At 34.2% G+C, this 19,377-nt stretch carries 21 protein-coding genes; all 21 read right to left on the reverse strand.

Features of this window, described 5'->3' with window-relative positions; translation table 11 throughout:
- Positions 1–32: 32 nt before the first annotated feature.
- The 21 genes from BM077_RS05185 to BM077_RS05285 all read right to left on the reverse strand — a co-directional run bounded on the left by BM077_RS05185 (position 33) and on the right by BM077_RS05285 (position 19,376).
- Complete coding sequence (locus BM077_RS05185; protein ID WP_089748752.1) at positions 33–2,072, reverse strand: porin family protein; 2,040 nt, start codon at positions 2,070–2,072, stop codon at positions 33–35.
- Positions 2,073–2,100: 28 nt separating this feature from the next.
- A complete protein-coding gene (locus tag BM077_RS05190) occupies positions 2,101–2,871 on the reverse strand; it encodes a cytochrome c3 family protein (protein WP_089748753.1) in 771 nt (256 codons plus the stop codon).
- Positions 2,872–3,474: 603 nt separating this feature from the next.
- A complete protein-coding gene (locus BM077_RS05195) occupies positions 3,475–4,143 on the reverse strand; it encodes a potassium channel family protein (protein ID WP_089748754.1) in 669 nt (222 codons plus the stop codon).
- Positions 4,144–4,458: 315 nt separating this feature from the next.
- A complete protein-coding gene (locus tag BM077_RS05200; protein ID WP_089748755.1) occupies positions 4,459–5,946 on the reverse strand; it encodes a TrkH family potassium uptake protein in 1,488 nt (495 codons plus the stop codon).
- 70 nt (positions 5,947–6,016) lie between these two features.
- Positions 6,017–6,898, reverse strand: coding sequence for a PHP domain-containing protein (locus BM077_RS05205; protein WP_090003470.1), 882 nt, complete (start codon positions 6,896–6,898; stop codon positions 6,017–6,019).
- Between the two features lie 121 nt (positions 6,899–7,019).
- Complete coding sequence (locus BM077_RS05210; protein ID WP_090095158.1) at positions 7,020–7,631, reverse strand: hypothetical protein; 612 nt, start codon at positions 7,629–7,631, stop codon at positions 7,020–7,022.
- A gap of 40 nt (positions 7,632–7,671) precedes the next feature.
- Positions 7,672–7,815: a CcmD family protein gene (locus BM077_RS05215; protein ID WP_089748759.1), complete on the reverse strand. Its 144-nt coding sequence runs from the start codon at positions 7,813–7,815 to the stop codon at positions 7,672–7,674.
- A 31-nt stretch (positions 7,816–7,846) separates the two neighbouring features.
- On the reverse strand, positions 7,847–8,548 hold the full coding sequence (gene ccsA, locus BM077_RS05220) for a cytochrome c biogenesis protein CcsA (protein ID WP_218124656.1): 702 nt from the start codon (positions 8,546–8,548) through the stop codon (positions 7,847–7,849).
- Between the two features lie 3 nt (positions 8,549–8,551).
- On the reverse strand, positions 8,552–9,229 hold the full coding sequence (locus tag BM077_RS05225; protein ID WP_089748760.1) for a heme exporter protein CcmB: 678 nt from the start codon (positions 9,227–9,229) through the stop codon (positions 8,552–8,554).
- A 3-nt stretch (positions 9,230–9,232) separates the two neighbouring features.
- On the reverse strand, positions 9,233–9,946 hold the full coding sequence (ccmA, locus tag BM077_RS05230) for a heme ABC exporter ATP-binding protein CcmA (RefSeq protein WP_089748761.1): 714 nt from the start codon (positions 9,944–9,946) through the stop codon (positions 9,233–9,235).
- Between the two features lie 21 nt (positions 9,947–9,967).
- A complete protein-coding gene (locus BM077_RS05235; RefSeq protein ID WP_089748762.1) occupies positions 9,968–10,246 on the reverse strand; it encodes a hypothetical protein in 279 nt (92 codons plus the stop codon).
- Between the two features lie 23 nt (positions 10,247–10,269).
- Entirely contained in the window at positions 10,270–10,737 is a 468-nt protein-coding gene (locus BM077_RS05240; protein ID WP_089748763.1) for a cytochrome c-type biogenesis protein, read from the reverse strand.
- Positions 10,730–12,712 carry a heme lyase CcmF/NrfE family subunit gene (locus BM077_RS05245; protein ID WP_090003469.1) on the reverse strand — a complete coding sequence of 661 codons (1,983 nt, stop codon included), beginning with the start codon at positions 12,710–12,712 and terminating at the stop codon, positions 10,730–10,732. Before BM077_RS05245 ends, BM077_RS05240 begins: the two co-directional genes overlap by 8 nt.
- Positions 12,713–12,735: 23 nt before the next feature.
- Positions 12,736–13,164, reverse strand: coding sequence for a cytochrome c maturation protein CcmE (locus BM077_RS05250; protein ID WP_089748765.1), 429 nt, complete (start codon positions 13,162–13,164; stop codon positions 12,736–12,738).
- Positions 13,165–13,195: 31 nt separating this feature from the next.
- Positions 13,196–14,194 carry a hypothetical protein gene (locus BM077_RS05255; RefSeq protein ID WP_090003468.1) on the reverse strand — a complete coding sequence of 333 codons (999 nt, stop codon included), beginning with the start codon at positions 14,192–14,194 and terminating at the stop codon, positions 13,196–13,198.
- A gap of 268 nt (positions 14,195–14,462) precedes the next feature.
- Positions 14,463–15,719, reverse strand: a complete 1,257-nt coding sequence (locus tag BM077_RS05260; protein ID WP_089748767.1) for a glutamate-5-semialdehyde dehydrogenase — start codon at positions 15,717–15,719, stop codon at positions 14,463–14,465.
- 115 nt (positions 15,720–15,834) lie between these two features.
- Entirely contained in the window at positions 15,835–16,959 is a 1,125-nt protein-coding gene (gene proB / locus BM077_RS05265) for a glutamate 5-kinase (protein WP_089748768.1), read from the reverse strand.
- 23 nt (positions 16,960–16,982) lie between these two features.
- Positions 16,983–17,276, reverse strand: coding sequence for a ribosome assembly RNA-binding protein YhbY (gene yhbY, locus BM077_RS05270; protein WP_089748769.1), 294 nt, complete (start codon positions 17,274–17,276; stop codon positions 16,983–16,985).
- Positions 17,277–17,311: 35 nt separating this feature from the next.
- Entirely contained in the window at positions 17,312–18,601 is a 1,290-nt protein-coding gene (gene obgE / locus BM077_RS05275) for a GTPase ObgE (protein ID WP_089748770.1), read from the reverse strand.
- Positions 18,602–18,736: 135 nt separating this feature from the next.
- Complete coding sequence (gene rpmA, locus BM077_RS05280; RefSeq protein WP_089748771.1) at positions 18,737–19,039, reverse strand: 50S ribosomal protein L27; 303 nt, start codon at positions 19,037–19,039, stop codon at positions 18,737–18,739.
- Positions 19,032–19,376, reverse strand: coding sequence for a ribosomal-processing cysteine protease Prp (locus tag BM077_RS05285; protein ID WP_089748772.1), 345 nt, complete (start codon positions 19,374–19,376; stop codon positions 19,032–19,034). Before BM077_RS05285 ends, rpmA begins: the two co-directional genes overlap by 8 nt.
- Between the last annotated feature and the right edge of the window lies 1 nt (position 19,377).

Consider the following 19,377-nt stretch of genomic DNA (forward strand, 5'->3'; position numbering starts at 1 on the left):
TTACTTTATTTAACTTAGCTTAGAATTACTAATTAAAATCCGCCTTCTAAGCCTAAAGTAATGATGTCTGCTGAATAATCGTTAGCGTTTGTACCGTATAATGCTACATCACTTGGCGTCTCATCGTATTCAACACGACGTAAATCTAAAGTGACATCCAAGTTATCATAGATAGGTACAGCTTTAGTTAAGTTAAGACCAAAGTCTGTATACTCATTCTTGAAACTTTCATTATTAATATTAGATACAGATTCTTGACCTTCAATGTAATTACCATAGAAATTGGCACTGAAGTCTTCACTTGCTTGATATGTTGCATTCACGTTATAAAGATCGTTATTGACTTTAGTAGTATATTCAAGGATTGTACCTGAACCATCCGAGTTAAAACCATTTACTGCTTCGAAAGTTTGGTCAGAATAAGATAATCCCAAGTCTAAATTAACTACTGGCTGATAATTCACACTAAATGTTTGAATTTCATTTTCTCTTTTAGCATCCTCATAATGCCCTGCTGGATAACCAACATATGCTCCATAATGAGAGCCATCATCTTCTTCCTTTCTATATTTACTAGTTAATTTTAAATTGTCAAGTACTTCCCATTCAACTTCAAAATCAATTTCTTCATTATCAGCTATTTCTGTTCCTTCTTCTTCAATTGCTGTATCTTTATAATCCAAGTCGAGTTTGACTGTCTCTATCGGATTATATAAAAAGCCTAGTTGATAACCATCTTCTGTAGTTTCTCCTGGTCCATGTGCTCCTTTATCTTTCTCTTTAGTATAAAGATAACCTACCTCTGCCTTTAGTTCATTATTTAAATAGTGTTCTCCTTTAACGTAATACTTATCTTTTTGATTATAGAAATTCTTATTCAATTTCTTCCACTCACCTGAACCATCTCCTGGCCAAGCTGATATATGATCATCAGATGTGTCATTAGGGGTTCCATTATCAAAATAATAAGCAAAGTAATCAATGTTATTTTCTGTTTCTGTACTTTTATACCCACTGTGTAAATAAGTATCCTTATTAATTAATAACGTAGTGTCCATACTGCCTATGAAACTATCTGAATTTGTATTACCATAAGTAGTCTTTCTTTCTTGAACTGTTTGTGTAGTATCCACTAAATTACCATTATTATCATATGCATTGTGACTATAAGCATCAATATATCCTGCTACAGAGAATGCTCCATCTCCTCGAGCATCTTTCAAACTTAATGTTACATCAAAACGATCATTAAATATCTTATGAACTTTTAACTGATCAATTCCTCGGTCTAAACTTCTTGTTTCGTGATCTTGATACTGCCCATCTTTATCTCCTATATTATCTGTTCCCAATGCTTCCGCCGGTTCCTGTAATACACTACCAGTATAACTATCTTGAGTATGAGCTAAATAAAAATCATATCCAGCATAACTAAACTCAGTACCTACAGTTGCATCTTGACTCGTTTCATTAATTGGCGTATTCATTAAAAATTCAGCATGAGTTTCATATAAATCTTTTGTTAATACTGATATGCCTTCTCTATCTAACTTTCTTTTAGAAATAAAGAATTTAGGTAACCCTTCTGGAGTAATTGTCAAATGCATTGAGTCTTGTGTTCTAGTAAAATCATAAGTATGGTGGTCAGCATCAGCACCATTTTCATAGACATAATCTCTTTCACTACGTTTAACTCCAAAATTGTAAAGACCATACTCTTTTAATTTCAATTCATAAGTAGGCGTTGGATCTCCTACATCTCCTAGACTGAAACGAGCTAAATCTAAATATCTATCAGCTTTATCAGTTGTTGGAACAAAAGTAGCATCTAAATTTAATAGACGTAAACCATCATCTAAATTAATGTCTGAATTATAAACTCCTTTATTTCCATCAACACTGACTGACCGCAAACCTAATTTATAATCTACCGCTTCCAGCTTAAGTGCTGAAGTATCCAGTTTAGCGTTTGGCGTCCCTGCCTTCATCACATTAATATCTTTAGCATGTACAGGAACTACTAAAATACTTAAAACCAATATTAAAGTCAATGAACATTTTATTTTCTTCATTACTTAACTCCTCCTTCCTATTTTCAATTTATTCTTCTAGCATCATGAAATCTTCATTAGAACCATGAATAGTTCCGTGACAATTTGTACAGTTAGCAAAATCAGTAGTGAAAGCTGCATTACTATCTACGGCAGGATTAGCATCTAAATAATAATAATGCCAGCTTTTTACTTCGCCGTGACAACTTAAACATAACGTGTCAGTTTTTTGATACTTTAACATAAATCGATTCTGACTACCGTGTGGCGTATGACAACTTGCACAACCCTCTTCAGCTACTACAGAACTATGTTGATTTACAAATGGACCTTCTTTTTCAGCATGACAACTCACACAAGTTTCATTTGGAATGTCATTAGCTCTTCCAGCTAGTGGAGTATGCTTCTTTAATGACGCATTTACGTCACCACCTGGACCTCCGTGTGGAGTGTGACAGCTTGAGCAAGTCATTTCACCACTCTCTAAGTTATGACTATTTCTCTGAGCAAATTTCAACTTCACATCCTCGTGACAACTATAACATAACTCTGGCTCCTCCATCTTTAATGTAGCCTTGTTAGATTGAGTTGTCTTCTTGTCATGAGATTCGTGACAATCCATACAATTCACATCATTTAAACTGTGCTGTGAACGTTTAAATTGGAATTGAGTCTTTACCTTACCGTGGCAGGATAGACAAGCTTCTGAAGCTTTTGCCTGAGCTTCTACATCTGCCGGCATCGCAACTACTGCTGCTAATGCCAATACTAAAACAAAACTAAAACTTAACAACAGATTAACTTTTTTAGTACTTTTCATTAATTAGTACCTCCTTTCGTTTTTAAAACCATACTTAACTGTGAACCTTTCCTCTCCATCTTTTAATTTATTATAATTCCTTTATTCCCCTATCCATTTATCCCCCCTTCATCTAACTTGATATTTATATTTAAAAAGTTAGATTCCTCTGGACAAACTTTTATTATAGAATAATGCTATCTATATCCAACTATCTAAAATAATTAAAACTTCTAATATGCGATTAACTTTCTGTTATATGTATATAATATTCGGTTATAATACATAATTAGACATAAATGTCGTTAACCCTTTCACAAGTAGTTGTTTTTTAAAAAATGTGACATTTGTCACATGAATACCATACGGCAGTATGATATATGTCACATTCCATCTCTTTATACTTCTTTAGTTCATAAATAGTTCATATTTATATTTAAACATCTATCATATAAATTCCTGCAATTTTCTCTATTTTTCTCTTAAAAAAGAGAAAAAATATTAATTAATTGGGTATTTTAACCAAATTTTTATCTTAACATACAAAAATCCGGATTAAATTGCACTATAATACAATTCAATCCGGATTCAGTATATTAATCATATAAATAACTAATTAATAGTCTATTTTCGTAAATAATTAGCTGCTTTTTCAATATTTTCTCTAGTTGCCACTAGAAAGACTTTATTATTACTATTAATTCGCTTATTCCCACGTGGAATGATCAATTCATCTACTTCTTGGTCAAAAATCCCTGCTATTACACACTTTTCAGGAAATCCTTTGCTATTTACTATCTCTGAAACTGTCAACCCTGAACATTTTGCTTTTTCTGGAATAGTAACAATCGAAATCTCTGCCTTACCATCTTCTAATGAAATAACCTTTTGAATCTCTGGTTGCTCAATATCCACTACAAATTTATCGACCATCATCTCCATTGCGCCAGCAATATTAGTTGCTCCAGCCATCTTATAAGCACTTTCATACTCTGGCTCTCTCATCCTTACTAATATTCGTTCTAACCCATAGTTCTTAGCTAATAATGAAAAAGCTAAATTATCAGCATCATTACGCATTACCCCCACAGCTACATCACATTTTTCAATTCCAGCCTCTCTTAAAACATCTATCTGGGTTGCATTACCACAAATACTAATTGCCCCATATTGAGAATAGATTCGCTCACAAATCTCGCGGTCTACATCTATAACTACTACATCATGATTAGCTGCCAATCTTTTAGTTAGATTACGACCAACTATTCCACCACCAGCGATTATAATATACATTATATATCACTCCTACTTATTATCTGCAGATTTTCTAATACCGTCTGTAAATTCGAGAGTTTTATTAAAATTCTCCCGTTACCTAACTTTTTTGACTAATATATTACTTTATAAACAATTTATATCAATTGATTATGCGTGAAAGCCAACTCTTTAGCCGATATTACTCTACTTTAACTATAGACTATTAATTATCTCTGTCTTAGTCTTAACCTTATTTTTTAGTCTGTGTTTTGTCTGCGTCAGTCTGTGTCCAAAACTTTTTAAGGTTCTAATGTTTTTTCCTTAGCCTTAATCTAAACCTCAACCTAACCTTTACTTCCAAGCCTGCTTAGTAAACAAAATAAATACCGGTAAAATCTCAAGTCTTCCTGCTAACATACCAATAATATAAGTTAACTTAATTACTGGTGATAATGAAGCCATCTTCTCCACACTAAAATAAAAAGGACCAATATTACCAACTGCTGAAAACATTCCGGAAAACGCCTGTAATGCAGATAAGTCGGAAAATAAAGCTGTAATCATACCACCGATTAAAATTAGAACTAACCAACCAAAGAATAGAGCAGCAATCTTTAATACTTCTTCGTCTTCAATAATTCTTTTATCTAATTTCACCGGCAAAACTGCCCTTTTAGGCAAGTAGATCTTTTTAATTTCGCGAGTGAATAACTTATTTAAGATAGCTATTCTGATAACTTTAATACCACCAGCTGTTGAACCAACACAACCACCGATTAACATTAACATAAGAAATAACTGCTTAGCTATCGCTGGAAAGAAGCTAGCCATTATACTTTCTGTTCCATAGCCGGTAGTAGTTATAATTGAAACTACCTGAAAAAGAATTGTTCTAAAATCAGATTCTAAATTAACTAAATCTAAACCTCCATTCTTCACTACTACTCCAACAAAGATTAATAAAGTAACACCTAAAATTAATCCCCAAAAATATCTTAACTCTAAGTTATTAACTAATTCTTTAATATTCCCAGTTAATACTTTAAAATGAACTAAGAAATTAATTCCGCCTAATAACATAAAGAAGATTATTATATATTCAATAACTTTGTAAAATGGATGCCCTATCTGTTGAAAGTGCCCAATACTACTGTCATAATTAGAGAATCCACCAGTTGATAGAGTAGTTAAGCTATGGATTAAAGCGTCATAGACTGAGACTTGAAATATAGTTAACAATATAATCTCTAAAAGAGTAAAGCCGATGTAAATTCCCCATAGGATCTTAACAGTTCTAAAAACATTAGGCACCGGTCGCGAAGTACTTATTTTATGGCTTTCAGCAGTAAATAGCTGCCAAGCGCCACCTTCACTACGAAAAGTAATAACTAAAAAGAAAGTTAAAATCCCTAAACCGCCTAACCACTGAATTAAGCTCCGCCAAAAGATAACCGATTTAGGCATCTGCTCTAATCCTTGAAAGACAGTAATTCCGGTTGTTGTAAAGCCACTCACTGCTTCAAAAAAAGCATCTATAAAGCTTTTTCCTAATCCAATTTGAAAGGGAATTGACCCAATTATAGAAAATAGAAACCAACCCAAACCACAAACTACCATACTAGTAGTCAAAGTTAATTTCTGTTTTTGTTCAGTAGTCCAAGTTAATAAAATACCAATAGCTAATGATATTAATGCAGGAATTAAAAACGACTTATATAATAGCAAACCTTCCTGATATAAAAGAACTAATATAATAGGAATAAATAATACTATTCCTAAACTAATTAATAGAGAACCTAATAAATAAAAGATAGTGGAGAATTTCTGATTAATTACCATTGTTTAAATTACTCCTTTCAATACATCTCTTCTCCACAAACCATAAAATTCCTCTGAAATTATGCTCTTATTATCGGTTAGCCCTTCCTTTTAACCTAGTAAGTAGTTGATAGTCATTGCCATCGACCCCACCTAATTTAACTTCTGGCTTTAATTTACCATGAAAATCACTGCCAGCCGTAATTAATACCCCTTCTTCTTTTGCCCAAGTAGTAAATTTAATTACCTCTTTAGGAGAATGGTAAGTGCTATAAGCTTCTAATCCATCTAAACCTCTCTCAATTAACTTATATAAAATCTCTTCATTCTCATCTAAGCTAATAGCCGACCCAGGATGCGCTAATACTGCTACTCCTCCTAAACTATGGATCAATTCAATTACTTCCCTAGCATCAGGTAATTCATTCTTAATATATGCTGGTTTTCCTGGTAAAAAGTAATCTAAATAAAAGTTAAAATACGGCTGACCACTTCTTTTACCATCTAAATAAGGTATTAATCTCTCATCATCCTCATTCAAACCATTATTGAGTAATACTTTAGCTATTATTCCTCCTACCGGAAGAATAGATGCTTCTTTCTCAACCACTTGCCAAGATAATTTAAATCCCATCTCTTGCAACAGTTTAACTCTAGCCTTAGCTTGCTGATACTGACTATCACGAATCTGCTTAGTAACTTCATCTAACTCCGATGATTTCCAATCTAAATAATAACCTAAGATGTGTAGATTCTCTTCTTGGTATTCAGTATCAAACTCAATACCCGGCACTACTTCGATATTATATTCTCGTCCTGTTTTAATCGCTTCTTCTAAACCATCTACAGTGTCATGGTCAGTAATAGCCACTGCTTCCAACTGCTTCTTAGAAGCTAATTTTATAATATCTGCTGGCTTAAACTCTCCATCAGCACTATAACAAGTATGAATATGTAGATCTATTTCTGACATCTTATAACCACCTCTCTTCTTACATTAAAAAATAAACATAATGAGTTTTATAATTATAAAAAGTCCACAAGAGTATTAACCCTAATGGACTTTATATTTAACATTCCCTTATTTAACTTCTTTATAAAACTTTAAAGATAAGACCCATTATAGCCGCCTCATCAACGCCTTTAACTGAAATCCAATAAGCCTTCTTACCTTTCTGATAGTAGTAATTATTCATTCCCATTCCTTTAGTCTGGAAGAAACGAGTTCCACTAACTTGAAATACACTCGGCTTGGCAAATACATCACTATTCTTCATAATCATTTCAGTCATTACCTTAATCTGCTCAGCAGCCTTTGCTTTTGTCTTAGCTTCTGAAAGCCAAATCTTAACTTCCTTCTGCCCTCCACCATAAGTTGCTACATAACCATCTACTATATCTATACTAGTTCCGTGTAACTTTTCAATACTCTTAATTTCTTTTTGACCTGATAAGAAGTTGTTTAGCTTCACACCGGCAACCTCTTTCGGAAACCCATACTTGTTTGTCTCAACCTTAACATCTGTGTCATGTGGAGATTTTTTTGAAGTTTTTCCTCCTTGTTGACCTCCTCCGCTTTGACCAGTAAGCTGTTCCATAGAAACTCCTGACTCCTCTTTTGGAGTCCAATTCGATTGATTAGTAGCAATTAAACCAACCAATAATAAAACAGCTAGACCTAAAATTATTAGTTTTTGCTTATCCATTCTCTATTCCCCCTTAGATTTAATAATTCTTCCTTTAGAATTAATTTAATTTATCTAGAGTTCTTTTAATAAACTCCACTTCTTCTTCTAAGTTCTTCTGTTTCTTACCAACAAACATAGTATAACTAAATATAATAATCCAGATTATTAAATAACCAGCAAATAAGTAATCTAAATTTTTCATCCTAACGCCTCCTCAAATAAGCCTTAGTTACTTAATTATATTGTAATTTTCGCAATTCTTCTTTCATTTCCTTAACTTGATTCTTTAACACTTCTACTTTAACTCTTCTTAATAATAAATAGAAGTAGATAAAAGTAAAAGCAGCAATACTAACTAATAGAGTCTGAACCATAGTAGGTGCTAAATTCATACCGCCACCTTCTATAACTTGAGGATGAATTGTTCTCCACCATCTAATAGACATAAAAACGATAGGCACATCTACAAAACCAACTATCCCAAAGATAGCTGCAAACCGTGCTTTCTTTTCACTTTCATCTGCTGAAGCTCTAAGTATAATGTAAGCAATATATATAAACCATAAAATTAAAGTAGTAGTCAACCGCGGATCCCAAGTCCACCAAGCATTCCAGATAGGTCTTGCCCAAATTGGACCAGTAATCAAAACGATAGTAGTAAATGCTACCCCAATCTCTGCCGAAGCCAAAGCAATATTATCCCAGAATGTACTACGCTTCTTAAGATAGATGATACTACCGACAAAGACTACAAAGAAAGCAAAAAAAGCAATCCAGGCTGCTGCTACATGAAAGTAAAATAGCCTCTGAATATGTCCCATAACTCTTTCAGTTGGTGCATATTCAAAAACCATATAAAGAGCTACCGAAGTAACTAAAAAGGCTAACCAACCTAGAATATTGCTATATCTATTATCTTTATCAAATGTCTCCAATATCTACACCTCCAAAACAAAATCAAATAACATAAACGGAACCGTGATAAAAATTAAATCATAAATACCTAATACCTTCAACCAGGGCAGAATCTCACTCATTTCCTCACCAATGAAGATAGCCCCTGTCGATTCAACTGCTCCAATTACTAAAGGAACAATTACCGGAAAGAGAATAATTGGCAATAATACTTCACTAGTCCTAGTATTAGCAGTTAATGCTGCTAAAAAAGTCCCAATAGCAACAAAACCAAAAGTTCCTAACAAGATTACTAAAATTAATTTCAATATAGAGCCACTAAAGGAATAATCAAATAAAATTATAAAGATTGGTAAAGAAATGGCTTCCATAATCAACATCAAAACTAAGTTAGTAATCACTTTTCCAAAATAGATTGCACTTCTATCAGCAGGACATAACATTAAACCATGAATACTATTATTCTGTTTCTCAGCTACAAAAGAACGATTCAATCCTAGAATCCCGGCAAAGATAAAAGCAACCCATATGATTCCCGGAAACACTTCTTTTAAAGTCTCATCCGTAGGATCAAAAGCAAAACTAAAGATTACTATTACTAAGAAAGCAAAAATTAACATTGAACTTAACATTTCTTTTGTTCGAAATTCTGATTTCAAATCTTTCCAGACTAATGCTTTAATCTGCTTAAAGAAAGTCATCTGCTACTCCCCTAACAATTCTTTATATTTCTCTTGTAATTCTAATAAATTAAAATCATTACTTACCCCTTCAAACCTGACTCTACCATTAACTAAGATTAAAAAGCGATCACTTAAATTTAATCCTTGTTGAAAATTATGAGTAATCATTACTATAGTTCTTTGAGTAGTATTAAGTCCATTAATTACTCTATTTAACATTTCGATAGCATGCTGGTCTAATCCTGTATATGGTTCATCTAATAATAAAATTTCTGGAAAATGTAAGATAGCCCGCGCAATAGATAACCTTTGCTTCATTCCCCTAGAGAAAGTACGTACTAAATCATGAAGACAGAAGTTTAAACCTACCTCATCTATCACATCAAAAATTCGATCTTTTAAATTATTCACTCCATACATTTCACCATAGAACTTTAAATTTTCGTAAGCCGTTAAATCACCATATAAAAAAGTATGATGGGAAATCACCCCAATATCTTTCCTTAAATGAATTGTATTCTCTACGACTGATTCGCCTGCAATCTTTAATTCACCTGTAGTCAAGTCAGTTACCGTAGAGAGCAATTTAAGGAGAGTAGTCTTCCCGGCTCCATTTGGTCCAAAAATACTTAACACTTCTCCTTGATTTAAAGAAAAATTGATATCACTCAATATATTCTTCTTTCCTATATCTTTCTTTAATTCTTTAACTGCTAATAGTGGCTGATTCCCCATTGCTTTCACTCCTTAAGCTTTTTAACTAGCTTCTTCTTCCTTCATAACTTCTACAGCTAACTTCTGTAATCTACCTTTTAGTTCTTTATAATCATCTTCTGATAACTTATTCATCTGATAATCAAGCTCTATCTCACCTAACTCAGAAAAGATAGCTTCTTTTCTTAACTCTATATCATCTTCTAGAGTATTCACTCGTTCCCTATAATCAACTATATCTATTTCTTCTTCCGTTACAATCGGGTAACCTATTAAGTAAAGTACCATCGCTCCCAAAACGAGACCGGTTATTAAGCTCATAAGAACCCCTCCTTAAATCTATATTATAGGTATTTTTTAAACTCTTCATCTAATTGTTCCTTGTATTCCTCTTCCTCTTCTTTGCTTAAATGTTCCGTTGTCTTATTACTAGTTCCAAACTCATAAGCAGCAGACCACTGACGAGCGAAGTAATAGATAACTCCTCCCCCAACAATAATGGCTAAGAAAGGCATAATCCAAGCAATCAGATTAAAGCCTTTTTTAGTTGGAGCTGCATAGACCTGTTCTCCATACTTTTCAATAAAGGAAGTAATTATCTCTTTTTTAGTCATACCTTTATCTACCATACCCGCAATAGTATTCCTCATTTCATTGGCAGCATCAGTCCGACAGACTGAGACTAACATCTCACAACCTACCATCTTAATCTCTTTTGCTACATCTTTGACTGTTAAAGCATAGCTAACTGCCGAAGTAAAAACCACCATAATACTAACTAAAACTAAAATCGTAGCAATTTTCTTACGCATCTTTATGCATCTCCTTTAGCAGTTCAATAGAACGCTGTCGGTCATCTGGCCAAACAGCAATTAAAGTACCAACAATCAAAATATTGATACCAAAGAATAACCAACTAACTAGAGGATTAATAACTACTTTTAAGATCGCCTGTGCTCCACTATCTGACCATCCTGCTAAAATTATATATAAATCTTCTTCAATTCCACTTTTAAAATCAACTTCAGTAACAGGTTCTTCCCAAGTCTTAAAGTACTGTTTAGCCGGTCTTAATGTGGTATATGGTTTTCCATTCTTCTTGACACTTAAGTTTGCATAAACAGTATCCTTATTAGGGTCCTTTTGCACCTTTAAACCATGGTAAGTAATATCATACTCTTCAAAATGAATGACTTCTCCTTGATTAACAGTTACCTCTCTTTCTAATTTATAAGCACTCGAACCCGTAATTCCTATAATCATAATAACAACAGCTAAGTGAACTATATAACCACCATATCGACGACGATTACGTGAAACTAATCTAAATAGAGCCGTCATTAGTCCTTCATCTGTCATCTTCATTCGTGCCTTAACACCACGATAGAACTCCATAATAATAGTTAAAAATACAAAGAATGAACTTGTTAAAGCTAATAATGGATAAATTTCATTAACTCCCATAGTTATATAAATCCCTGCTGCAAAAATGATACTTAAAACTAAAGGAGCTAAGAAGTTTTTCCTAAAGTTCTGCCATGAAGACTTCCGCCAAGCAATCAATGGACAGATTCCAGTTAAGATTACTAATAAGATACCAATTGGAACGTTTACCTGATTAAAGAATGGAGGTCCTACTGTAACCTTAACACCTCTTACTGCCTCAGAGATAATCGGATAGATAGTTCCCCAAAAGACAGCAAATGCTGAACCAACTAATAATAAGTTATTAAATAAGAAACTACTCTCTTTAGATAAAGTAGATTCAAATTCATTTTCACTCTCAAGGCTCTTACGTCGAATAGCAAATAAGTTAAGTGACCCTGCTAATATAACTCCCATAAAGATTAGGAAGTATAATCCAATCTGAGACTCGCCAAACGCGTGAACCGAAGATAAGATTCCACTTCGAGTTAAGAATGTACCAAATAGAGTTAAAGCGAAAGTGATGATAATTAATAATACATTCCAAATCTTTAACATACCTTTCCGTTCCTGGATCATCACTGAATGAAAGAAGGCAGTACTAGTTAACCATGGCAATAAGGAAGCATTTTCCACCGGGTCCCAAGCCCAGTAACCTCCCCAACCTAACTCTACATAAGCCCACTGTCCACCAGAAACTATACCGATACTTAAGAATAACCAAGCAATGAGCGTCCATCTTCTTGTTAACTTAATCCAGGTAGCACCTGTCTTTTTTAAATATAAAGCCGCCATCGCAAATGCAAATGGTACTGCAAAACCTACATAACCAAGATAGGTCGTTACCGGATGAATTACCATTCCGACATTCTGTAACATTGGATTTAACCCTTGTCCATCTTGAGGTGTAAATCCTAACTGAGCAAAAGGACTCGCTTCAAAATTTAATACAAGTGCAAAGAAAAGACTAATAAACATCAATACTGCACTAGCATAAGGCCGCATCTGTGCACCTTCTGGTTTCTTAGAAGATGCAATAATAGCTGCATAAATAGATAAAACCCAATACCATAATAATAATGAACCACTATTCCCCGCCCAAAATGCTGATATCTTATAAGCTAAAGGCAGAGCAAAATTAGTGTAATGAGCGACATACTTAATACTAAAATCACTAGTAACTAATGCATACAATAAAGCAGCAGAAGCTACAGTAGTCAAAATAGCATTAGCAAAGACTCCATTCTCGGCACTCTTTAATAACCTCTTATTCTTCTGCTTTAAACCTAAAATATAAGCTACTATTGAATAAATAGTAACAACTAAAGATATTAATAACGCTATCGAACCAACTTCAGCCATCTTAATTCCTCCTGACTATATTCTTATTCATTATTTTTTGCTTCTTTAACTCGTTCTGGGTTTTCCTCTTCATACTTAGAAGGACATTTAAGCATCAATTTATCTGCTTTAAAGTAACCTTCTTTAGTAAATGTTCCTTGTACAATAGCTGTTACACCCTCCTTAAAATTATCAGGTCTAACACCACTATATCTTACAGCCATAACCTCATTCCCATCTTTCTCTTTAATCTTAAAGTTTAGCTGTAATTCTTCTGCATTCCAATCTATGGATTCACCTATAATTAAACCAGAAACTTTTAACGGCTTACCATAAACCTCCTTGCCTTGGGCTAACACTTCTTCAATAGTTAAAAAATAACTAGAAGAACTACTAATTCCAGAAAACATTAAATAACCAAATCCAATTAATAGGATAAGAATTCCTATTCCCATTTTAGTCTTTTGATTCATAATTATCTCCTCCTCGAAGATAAACTAGAGGCTAATTTTCATCTTCTATATCTTTTAATATATCTTTATAAGTCTTTTCACTAATCTTTCCATCTAATAATAATTGACGAGCTCGTTTCTTCTCTTCTGATGGATTTAAGTCATTCTTTAAATTAGCTTTAGACTTTGATTTAGATTTACGATTATTCTCTACAGGCTTAGACCTTTTAGATTTATTATTACCTGCAGTAGCAGATTCATTATTCTGCATTGTATAATAAATAAAGTAACCCATAACACCTAAGATAGCTACTACTAAAATAATTACCATTGGATTATTGCCAGAACCTGCTTGAGTGGCTGGTTGCTGCTGAGTAACCGTTGGTTGTGTGCTTTGACTATTCTGAGCTGTTACTGAAGCATTAGTTGTAGTTCGGTCATAATTAACCTTTAAATCTACACTTGCCCCTTCTTTTAAATCTGTTAACTTATAAATATGTTCTTTAAGACCATATTGGTCCCTTTGAATTCCTACTTCCTCTAAATTAGCTGTAAAGTTACTAGCTTGGGATGGTTCAGTAATTCTAAATGTAAAGTTCTGCACTGGATAAGTAGTTACATAATTAAAATTGAATTCTCTACTATTATTGTTAATCTGTAATGGATTAAAATAAAACTCTAAATAAGCATGGTACTCTTCACCTGGCTGTAACTTACCTGTCTTCCAGACGATTAATTTCTTATCTCCTTTAACTTTTACATCATATAACTGACAATTATGTTCTCCTGCGTCCGTTATTTCACAAACACTACCAAGATTAATATCTTTAGGAACTAAAAACTCAACAGTCCCAGAATAAGTTTTTGATGTTGTATTCTTTAGATAAGCATCATAAGTACCTAATACATCCGGACTATCATACTCTGGCTTAAATTGAATCTGCATAGTAGTTGCTTTTAATGATCCTTTAGCCTGAGCCGTAGTACCAATAATTAATGCCCCTATCATTAATAATAAGACTACAATACTCTTCTTTGATAAATTATTCATTTTCTTCCTCCTCTTTATTATATATCTTTGTAAATAAGGATGTTTAAAATAAATCTAACTAACCCAACACCTCCTAACTATACCTTATTATACCTCTCAGTACTTTAACTTTATCTAATCTACCACACATTATACCTTTCTTCACTAGTATAATTCTATAAGTCATATACAAATCCTTTAAAACGCTTTTACCTTTTTTGTGAAATTTTTGTGAATAAAAAAACCAACCGACTTCAACTTGCAAATCGGTTGGTAGAATTACTACTAACTATTCTCTAATTTGACCGCTACCATAGATAATAAATTTATTAGTAGTCAATTCATTAATACCCATTGGACCACGGGCATGAAGTTTTTGAGTACTAATACCGATCTCTGCTCCTAAACCAAATTGTCCACCATCGGTAAACCGAGTAGAAGCATTGACATAAACCGCTGCTGCATCTACTACTTTTAAGAATTCTTGTGCTCTATGATAATTATCAGTGATGATTGCTTCTGAATGCTTAGTGTGATATTTATGAATATGGTCTACTGCTTCCTCCAAACTATTTACTGTCTTAATAGCTAAGATATAGTCTAAATATTCTGTCTCCCAATCTTCTTCAGTAGCAGCAATAATATCCAATCCCAAATCCTGAACTACCTCATCACCGTGAATTTCTACATTCAACTCTTGTAATTCATCTATTACTTCCGGTAATAAATCTTCAGCGATATCTTCATGAACTAAGAGAGTTTCCATAGCATTACAGACACCAGGTCTTTGCGTTTTAGCATTAATAATTATCTCTTTAGCCATATTTAAATCGGCTTCATTATCGATATAAGTATGGCAATTCCCAACTCCTGTTTCGATTACTGGTACTTTTGAATTATTAATTACAGCCTGAATTAAACCCGGCCCTCCTCGTGGAATTAAAACATCTATATACTCATTTAATCCGAAAATAACTTGCACAGCTTCCCGGTCAGTAGTTTCAATTAATTGAATAGCTCCTTTAGGAATTCCGTTTTTATAAGCTGCCTCAGCAATAATCTTGGCGACTACCTTATTAGAATTGATCGCCTCCGAGCCACCTCGCAAAACAATAGCATTTCCTGCTTTTAAACATAGTCCAGCGGCATCCACTGTCACATTAGGTCTAGCTTCATAGATCATACCGATAACACCTAAAGGCACACGTACCTTACCAACCTGCATACCATTAGGTCGTTTCTTCATCTCTATAACCTCACCAATTGGATCACCAAACTGTTCTACCTCTCTTAATCCGTTGGCCATCTTTTTAATTCGCTCTTCAGTCAGCAACAGCCTATCCATTAATGCCTCAGATAAACCTTCTTCTTTTCCATATTCTAAATCCTTCTTATTCTCAGCCAAAATCTCTTCTGCATTATCCTCTAATGCATCAGCCATAGCCAACAATGCCTGATTCTTAACAGTAGTGTCTAAGTTAGACAAATTTCTAGCTGCAGTTTGAGCTGCTTTTGCTTTGGTAAGCACCTCTTCTTTGATACTCATCTGCTCATTACTCCCTTCATTTTAAAATTAACAACATCCAAAAATTTTATAATAACGCTCCTCATTTTTTGACTAAAAAACAGTAATCAGGTAACTTCACAATTACTTAAGCTTTCTAAAAACAGGCCAAATTATCACGATGAATAACCTCGTCATAATCCTTATAGCCAAGTTTAGCTTCAATTTCTGTGGACTGTAAACCTTTAATCATATCTACTTCATTGAAAGAATAGTTAACAATTCCTCGACCAATATGCTCTTCATTCTGAGTCATAATATCTACTACATCACCAGCTTTAAAGTCTCCTATTACATCTACTATTCCACAAGCCAAAAGACTTTTACCTTGACTTAATAGTGCTTTAGCTGCTCCCTCATCTACAACTACTCTACCTTGTACTGAAAGATTAAAAGCAATCCATTTCTTGCGAGCCGCTAATTCTTTCTGTTCAGGAATAAAGATAGTCCCTGGATTCTCTCCTTTAGCAATTAAGCGTAGAATATCGTCTTGACTACCGTTAGCTATCACCATAGGAATTCCTGCCTTAGTGCTTATCTTAGCTGCTCGTACCTTAGTTACCATACCTCCGGTTCCACGGTCAGTTCCGGCTCCTTTAGCTAAACCTTCTAATTCATCATCAATCTTATGTACCTCGGGAATTAGTTCTGCATCTTCATCTTGGCGAGGATCACCAGTATAGATTCCTTCTACATCCGACAGTATAACCAGTAAATCAGCATCGATTAAGCTTGCTACTAAAGCTGATAAGGTATCATTATCTCCAAACTTAATCTCATCTACTGCTACGGTATCATTTTCATTAATTACTGGAATGATATCATAGTCTAGTAATTTAAATAACGCATTACGTGAGTTCAAATATCGCTTGCGTTCTGTAATGTCACTTTGAGTTAATAAGACTTGGGCTAAAGTCTGACCATATTCACCAAAAATCTTCTCGTAAATCTTCATTAATAATCCTTGACCGACTGCCGCCAAAGCCTGTTTTTCTGGAATTGTCTGCGGAGACTTCTCTAACCCTAACTTTCCACGTCCAGCACTAATGGCTCCCGAAGTTACTAAAAGGACTTCTTTATCTTGATTCTTAAGGTCAGCTATCTGACGAATTAATAATTCGATTCGTCCTAAATTCAATTTCGAAGTCTCATGAGTTAAGGTACTACTCCCTATCTTAATTACAATTCTTTTTGCTTCTTTTAAATCTTCTTTAATTGACATTTAAATCACCAGCTTACAATTAATTAATTTGGTAAATTATATTTAGGGTCCTCGTCATTGCGACGATATATAAGACATACATTTCCAATTACCTGTACAACTTCTGCACCACATTTCTTAGCTAATTCTTGTGCTGCTTCTTTGGCAGTGTAGAGAGAATTATTTAAAATTCTCACTTTAATTAGTTCTCTTGCTTCAATAGTTTCATTCACCTGTTCTACAAGACTAGAACTGATTCCATCTTTCCCAACCTGAATTACTGGTTTCATTTGATTCCCTTTACTTCTTAAATAACTTCTTTGTTTCCCGCTTAACATCCTGCATCCCTCCTTAGAATTCTATCTATTAAAAATTAATCTTCATGATATTCAAATTCTATACCACCAATTCTAACTGTATCACCTTCCTGAACTCCTTCTGCTTTTAAAGCTTCTTCAACTCCCATCTTCTGCATTGTTCTTGCTAGATGGTAGGCCGCATCTTCATTAGCAAAATTAGTCATTGCTACTTTTCTTTCTATCTCTTTGCCTTCAACTATATAGATTCCATTCTTCTTACTAATGAAGAAATTCTCTTCTTCATCATCAAGTTGAGGCCCTTTAATTACTACTTCCTCTTCTTCCTCATCTACCTCAATTATATCTTCAGCCTCTTGAACTAATCTATCAACTCTTCTAATCAGCTCTTTTACTCCTTCCCCCGTTACTGCTGAAATAGGAAAGACTTCGTAACCTTTCGCTTCTAATTCCTCTTTTAATCTTTCAATATTCTCCCGAGCTAAAGGTAAATCCATCTTATTAGCAGCTACTACTTGTTCTCGTTCCATAAGCTTTGAATTAAATTCTTCTAATTCTTGATTAATTACTTCAAAATCTTCTATCGGGTCTCTTCCTTCCATCCCTGATACATCCAAAACATGTACAATTACTTTAGTTCTCTCTAAATGGCGTAAAAATTCATCGCCTAAGCCAACTCCCGAATGAGCACCCTCAATTAAACCAGGAATATCAGCCATAACAAAACTACTATAGTCTCCTGTCTTAACAACACCTAAATTGGGCTGTAACGTGGTGAAGTGATAATTACCAATCTTAGGTTTAGCAGCAGAAACATTAGAAATCAAAGTTGATTTACCGACGTTAGGAAAACCTACTAAACCTACATCTGCTAGCAATTTTAATTCTAACCTTAATCTCTTCTTTTCACCAGGCTCTCCGTTCTCTGAAAATCTAGGTGCCCGTCTAGTAGAAGATTTAAAGCGAGCATTACCTCGTCCTCCTCTTCCCCCCTCAGCAACAACTACTCGGTCACCGTCATTTGTTAAGTCTGCTATTACTTCTCCGGTCTCTTCATCATAAACAACAGTCCCTGGCGGCACACTTATTATCAGATCATCACCGTTTTGACCATGCTGATTCTTACTCTTACCATTCTCCCCATCTTCAGCTGTATAATGCTTCTGTTCTCGAAAATCTAATAGAGTATTTAAACCTTCATCTACTAATAAGACTACATCACCACCTAAACCGCCATCACCACCATCCGGACCACCTTGTGGTTCGAACTTTTCACGTCGAAAGCTAGTCACTCCGTGTCCACCATTACCACCTTTAACCTCAATACTGACCTCATCAACAAACATAAAGAACACCGCCCTTTGTTACTACAGTTTATATGTAATCTGCCAGTTATTATATCCATCTATTAAAAAAGTTATAGTCTATGATGCTAAAAAACTCCCAGCAGATAACTACTGGGAGTCAAAAGTCTATCTTATTTACGCCATCATTTCTAACTGCTCTTCAGTATAAACACTAACCTGACGAGTCTTCTTACCTTTTCTTTCGAAAGTAACAAAGCCATCAGACTTAGCAAATAATGTATCATCACTACCACGACCAACGTTCAATCCTGGCTTAAACTTAGTCCCTCTTTGTCTTACAATAATACTTCCGGCAGAAACATATTGTCCATCATGACTCTTAACTCCTAATCGCTTGGAGATACTATCTCGACCGTTCTTAGAACTTCCTACTCCTTTTTTCTGAGCGAATAATTGAAGATTCATTTCCTTAAGCATCGTTCCTACCTCCTTCCTCTTCAACTTCCTGTATTTTTAAATTATCTGGATAAGATTCTTCTGTCTTTTGTAATCCGGTAACCATCACCTCTAAAATTAAGCCTACCTCTTCTTTAGAGGCATATTCAGCTAAGCTACAATCTAACCAACCATCATCAGTTTTAACTTCTACATCTAATGATAAGTTTTCAGTTAAACCAAAGATTGCAGTCTGTAAGATAGCTGATACTGCAGCACAAACTATATCATGACCATGCTCATCATATTCAGCATGCCCCTTTGCATTAAAGGCAACTATTCTATCTACTTGATTACGCTTAATAGTTACAGTTATCATC

Source organism: Candidatus Frackibacter sp. WG13, assembly GCF_900114655.1.
GTDB lineage: Bacteria > Bacillota > Halanaerobiia > Halobacteroidales > Acetohalobiaceae > Frackibacter.

Bases quoted from the DNA above. Each gene is read 5' to 3' on its own strand.
- ccmA (WP_089748761.1), bottom strand. From the start codon at position 9,946: ATGGGGAATCAGCCACTATTAGCAGTTAAAGAATTAAAGAAAGATATA.
- BM077_RS05215 (WP_089748759.1), bottom strand. From the start codon at position 7,815: ATGAAAAATTTAGATTACTTATTTGCTGGTTATTTAATAATCTGGATT.
- BM077_RS05185 (WP_089748752.1), bottom strand. From the start codon at position 2,072: ATGAAGAAAATAAAATGTTCATTGACTTTAATATTGGTTTTAAGTATT.
- BM077_RS05250 (WP_089748765.1), bottom strand. From the start codon at position 13,164: ATGAATCAAAAGACTAAAATGGGAATAGGAATTCTTATCCTATTAATT.
- BM077_RS05235 (WP_089748762.1), bottom strand. From the start codon at position 10,246: ATGAGCTTAATAACCGGTCTCGTTTTGGGAGCGATGGTACTTTACTTA.
- rpmA (WP_089748771.1), bottom strand. From the start codon at position 19,039: ATGCTTAAGGAAATGAATCTTCAATTATTCGCTCAGAAAAAAGGAGTA.
- BM077_RS05195 (WP_089748754.1), bottom strand. From the start codon at position 4,143: ATGTATATTATAATCGCTGGTGGTGGAATAGTTGGTCGTAATCTAACT.
- obgE (WP_089748770.1), bottom strand. From the start codon at position 18,601: ATGTTTGTTGATGAGGTCAGTATTGAGGTTAAAGGTGGTAATGGTGGA.
- BM077_RS05255 (WP_090003468.1), bottom strand. From the start codon at position 14,194: ATGAATAATTTATCAAAGAAGAGTATTGTAGTCTTATTATTAATGATA.
- BM077_RS05260 (WP_089748767.1), bottom strand. From the start codon at position 15,719: ATGAGTATCAAAGAAGAGGTGCTTACCAAAGCAAAAGCAGCTCAAACT.
- BM077_RS05225 (WP_089748760.1), bottom strand. From the start codon at position 9,229: ATGACTTTCTTTAAGCAGATTAAAGCATTAGTCTGGAAAGATTTGAAA.
- BM077_RS05200 (WP_089748755.1), bottom strand. From the start codon at position 5,946: ATGGTAATTAATCAGAAATTCTCCACTATCTTTTATTTATTAGGTTCT.
- BM077_RS05240 (WP_089748763.1), bottom strand. From the start codon at position 10,737: ATGCGTAAGAAAATTGCTACGATTTTAGTTTTAGTTAGTATTATGGTG.
- proB (WP_089748768.1), bottom strand. From the start codon at position 16,959: ATGTCAATTAAAGAAGATTTAAAAGAAGCAAAAAGAATTGTAATTAAG.
- BM077_RS05245 (WP_090003469.1), bottom strand. From the start codon at position 12,712: ATGGCTGAAGTTGGTTCGATAGCGTTATTAATATCTTTAGTTGTTACT.
- BM077_RS05190 (WP_089748753.1), bottom strand. From the start codon at position 2,871: ATGAAAAGTACTAAAAAAGTTAATCTGTTGTTAAGTTTTAGTTTTGTT.
- BM077_RS05205 (WP_090003470.1), bottom strand. From the start codon at position 6,898: ATGTCAGAAATAGATCTACATATTCATACTTGTTATAGTGCTGATGGA.
- yhbY (WP_089748769.1), bottom strand. From the start codon at position 17,276: ATGTTAAGCGGGAAACAAAGAAGTTATTTAAGAAGTAAAGGGAATCAA.
- BM077_RS05285 (WP_089748772.1), bottom strand. From the start codon at position 19,376: ATGATAACTGTAACTATTAAGCGTAATCAAGTAGATAGAATAGTTGCC.
- BM077_RS05210 (WP_090095158.1), bottom strand. From the start codon at position 7,631: ATGGATAAGCAAAAACTAATAATTTTAGGTCTAGCTGTTTTATTATTG.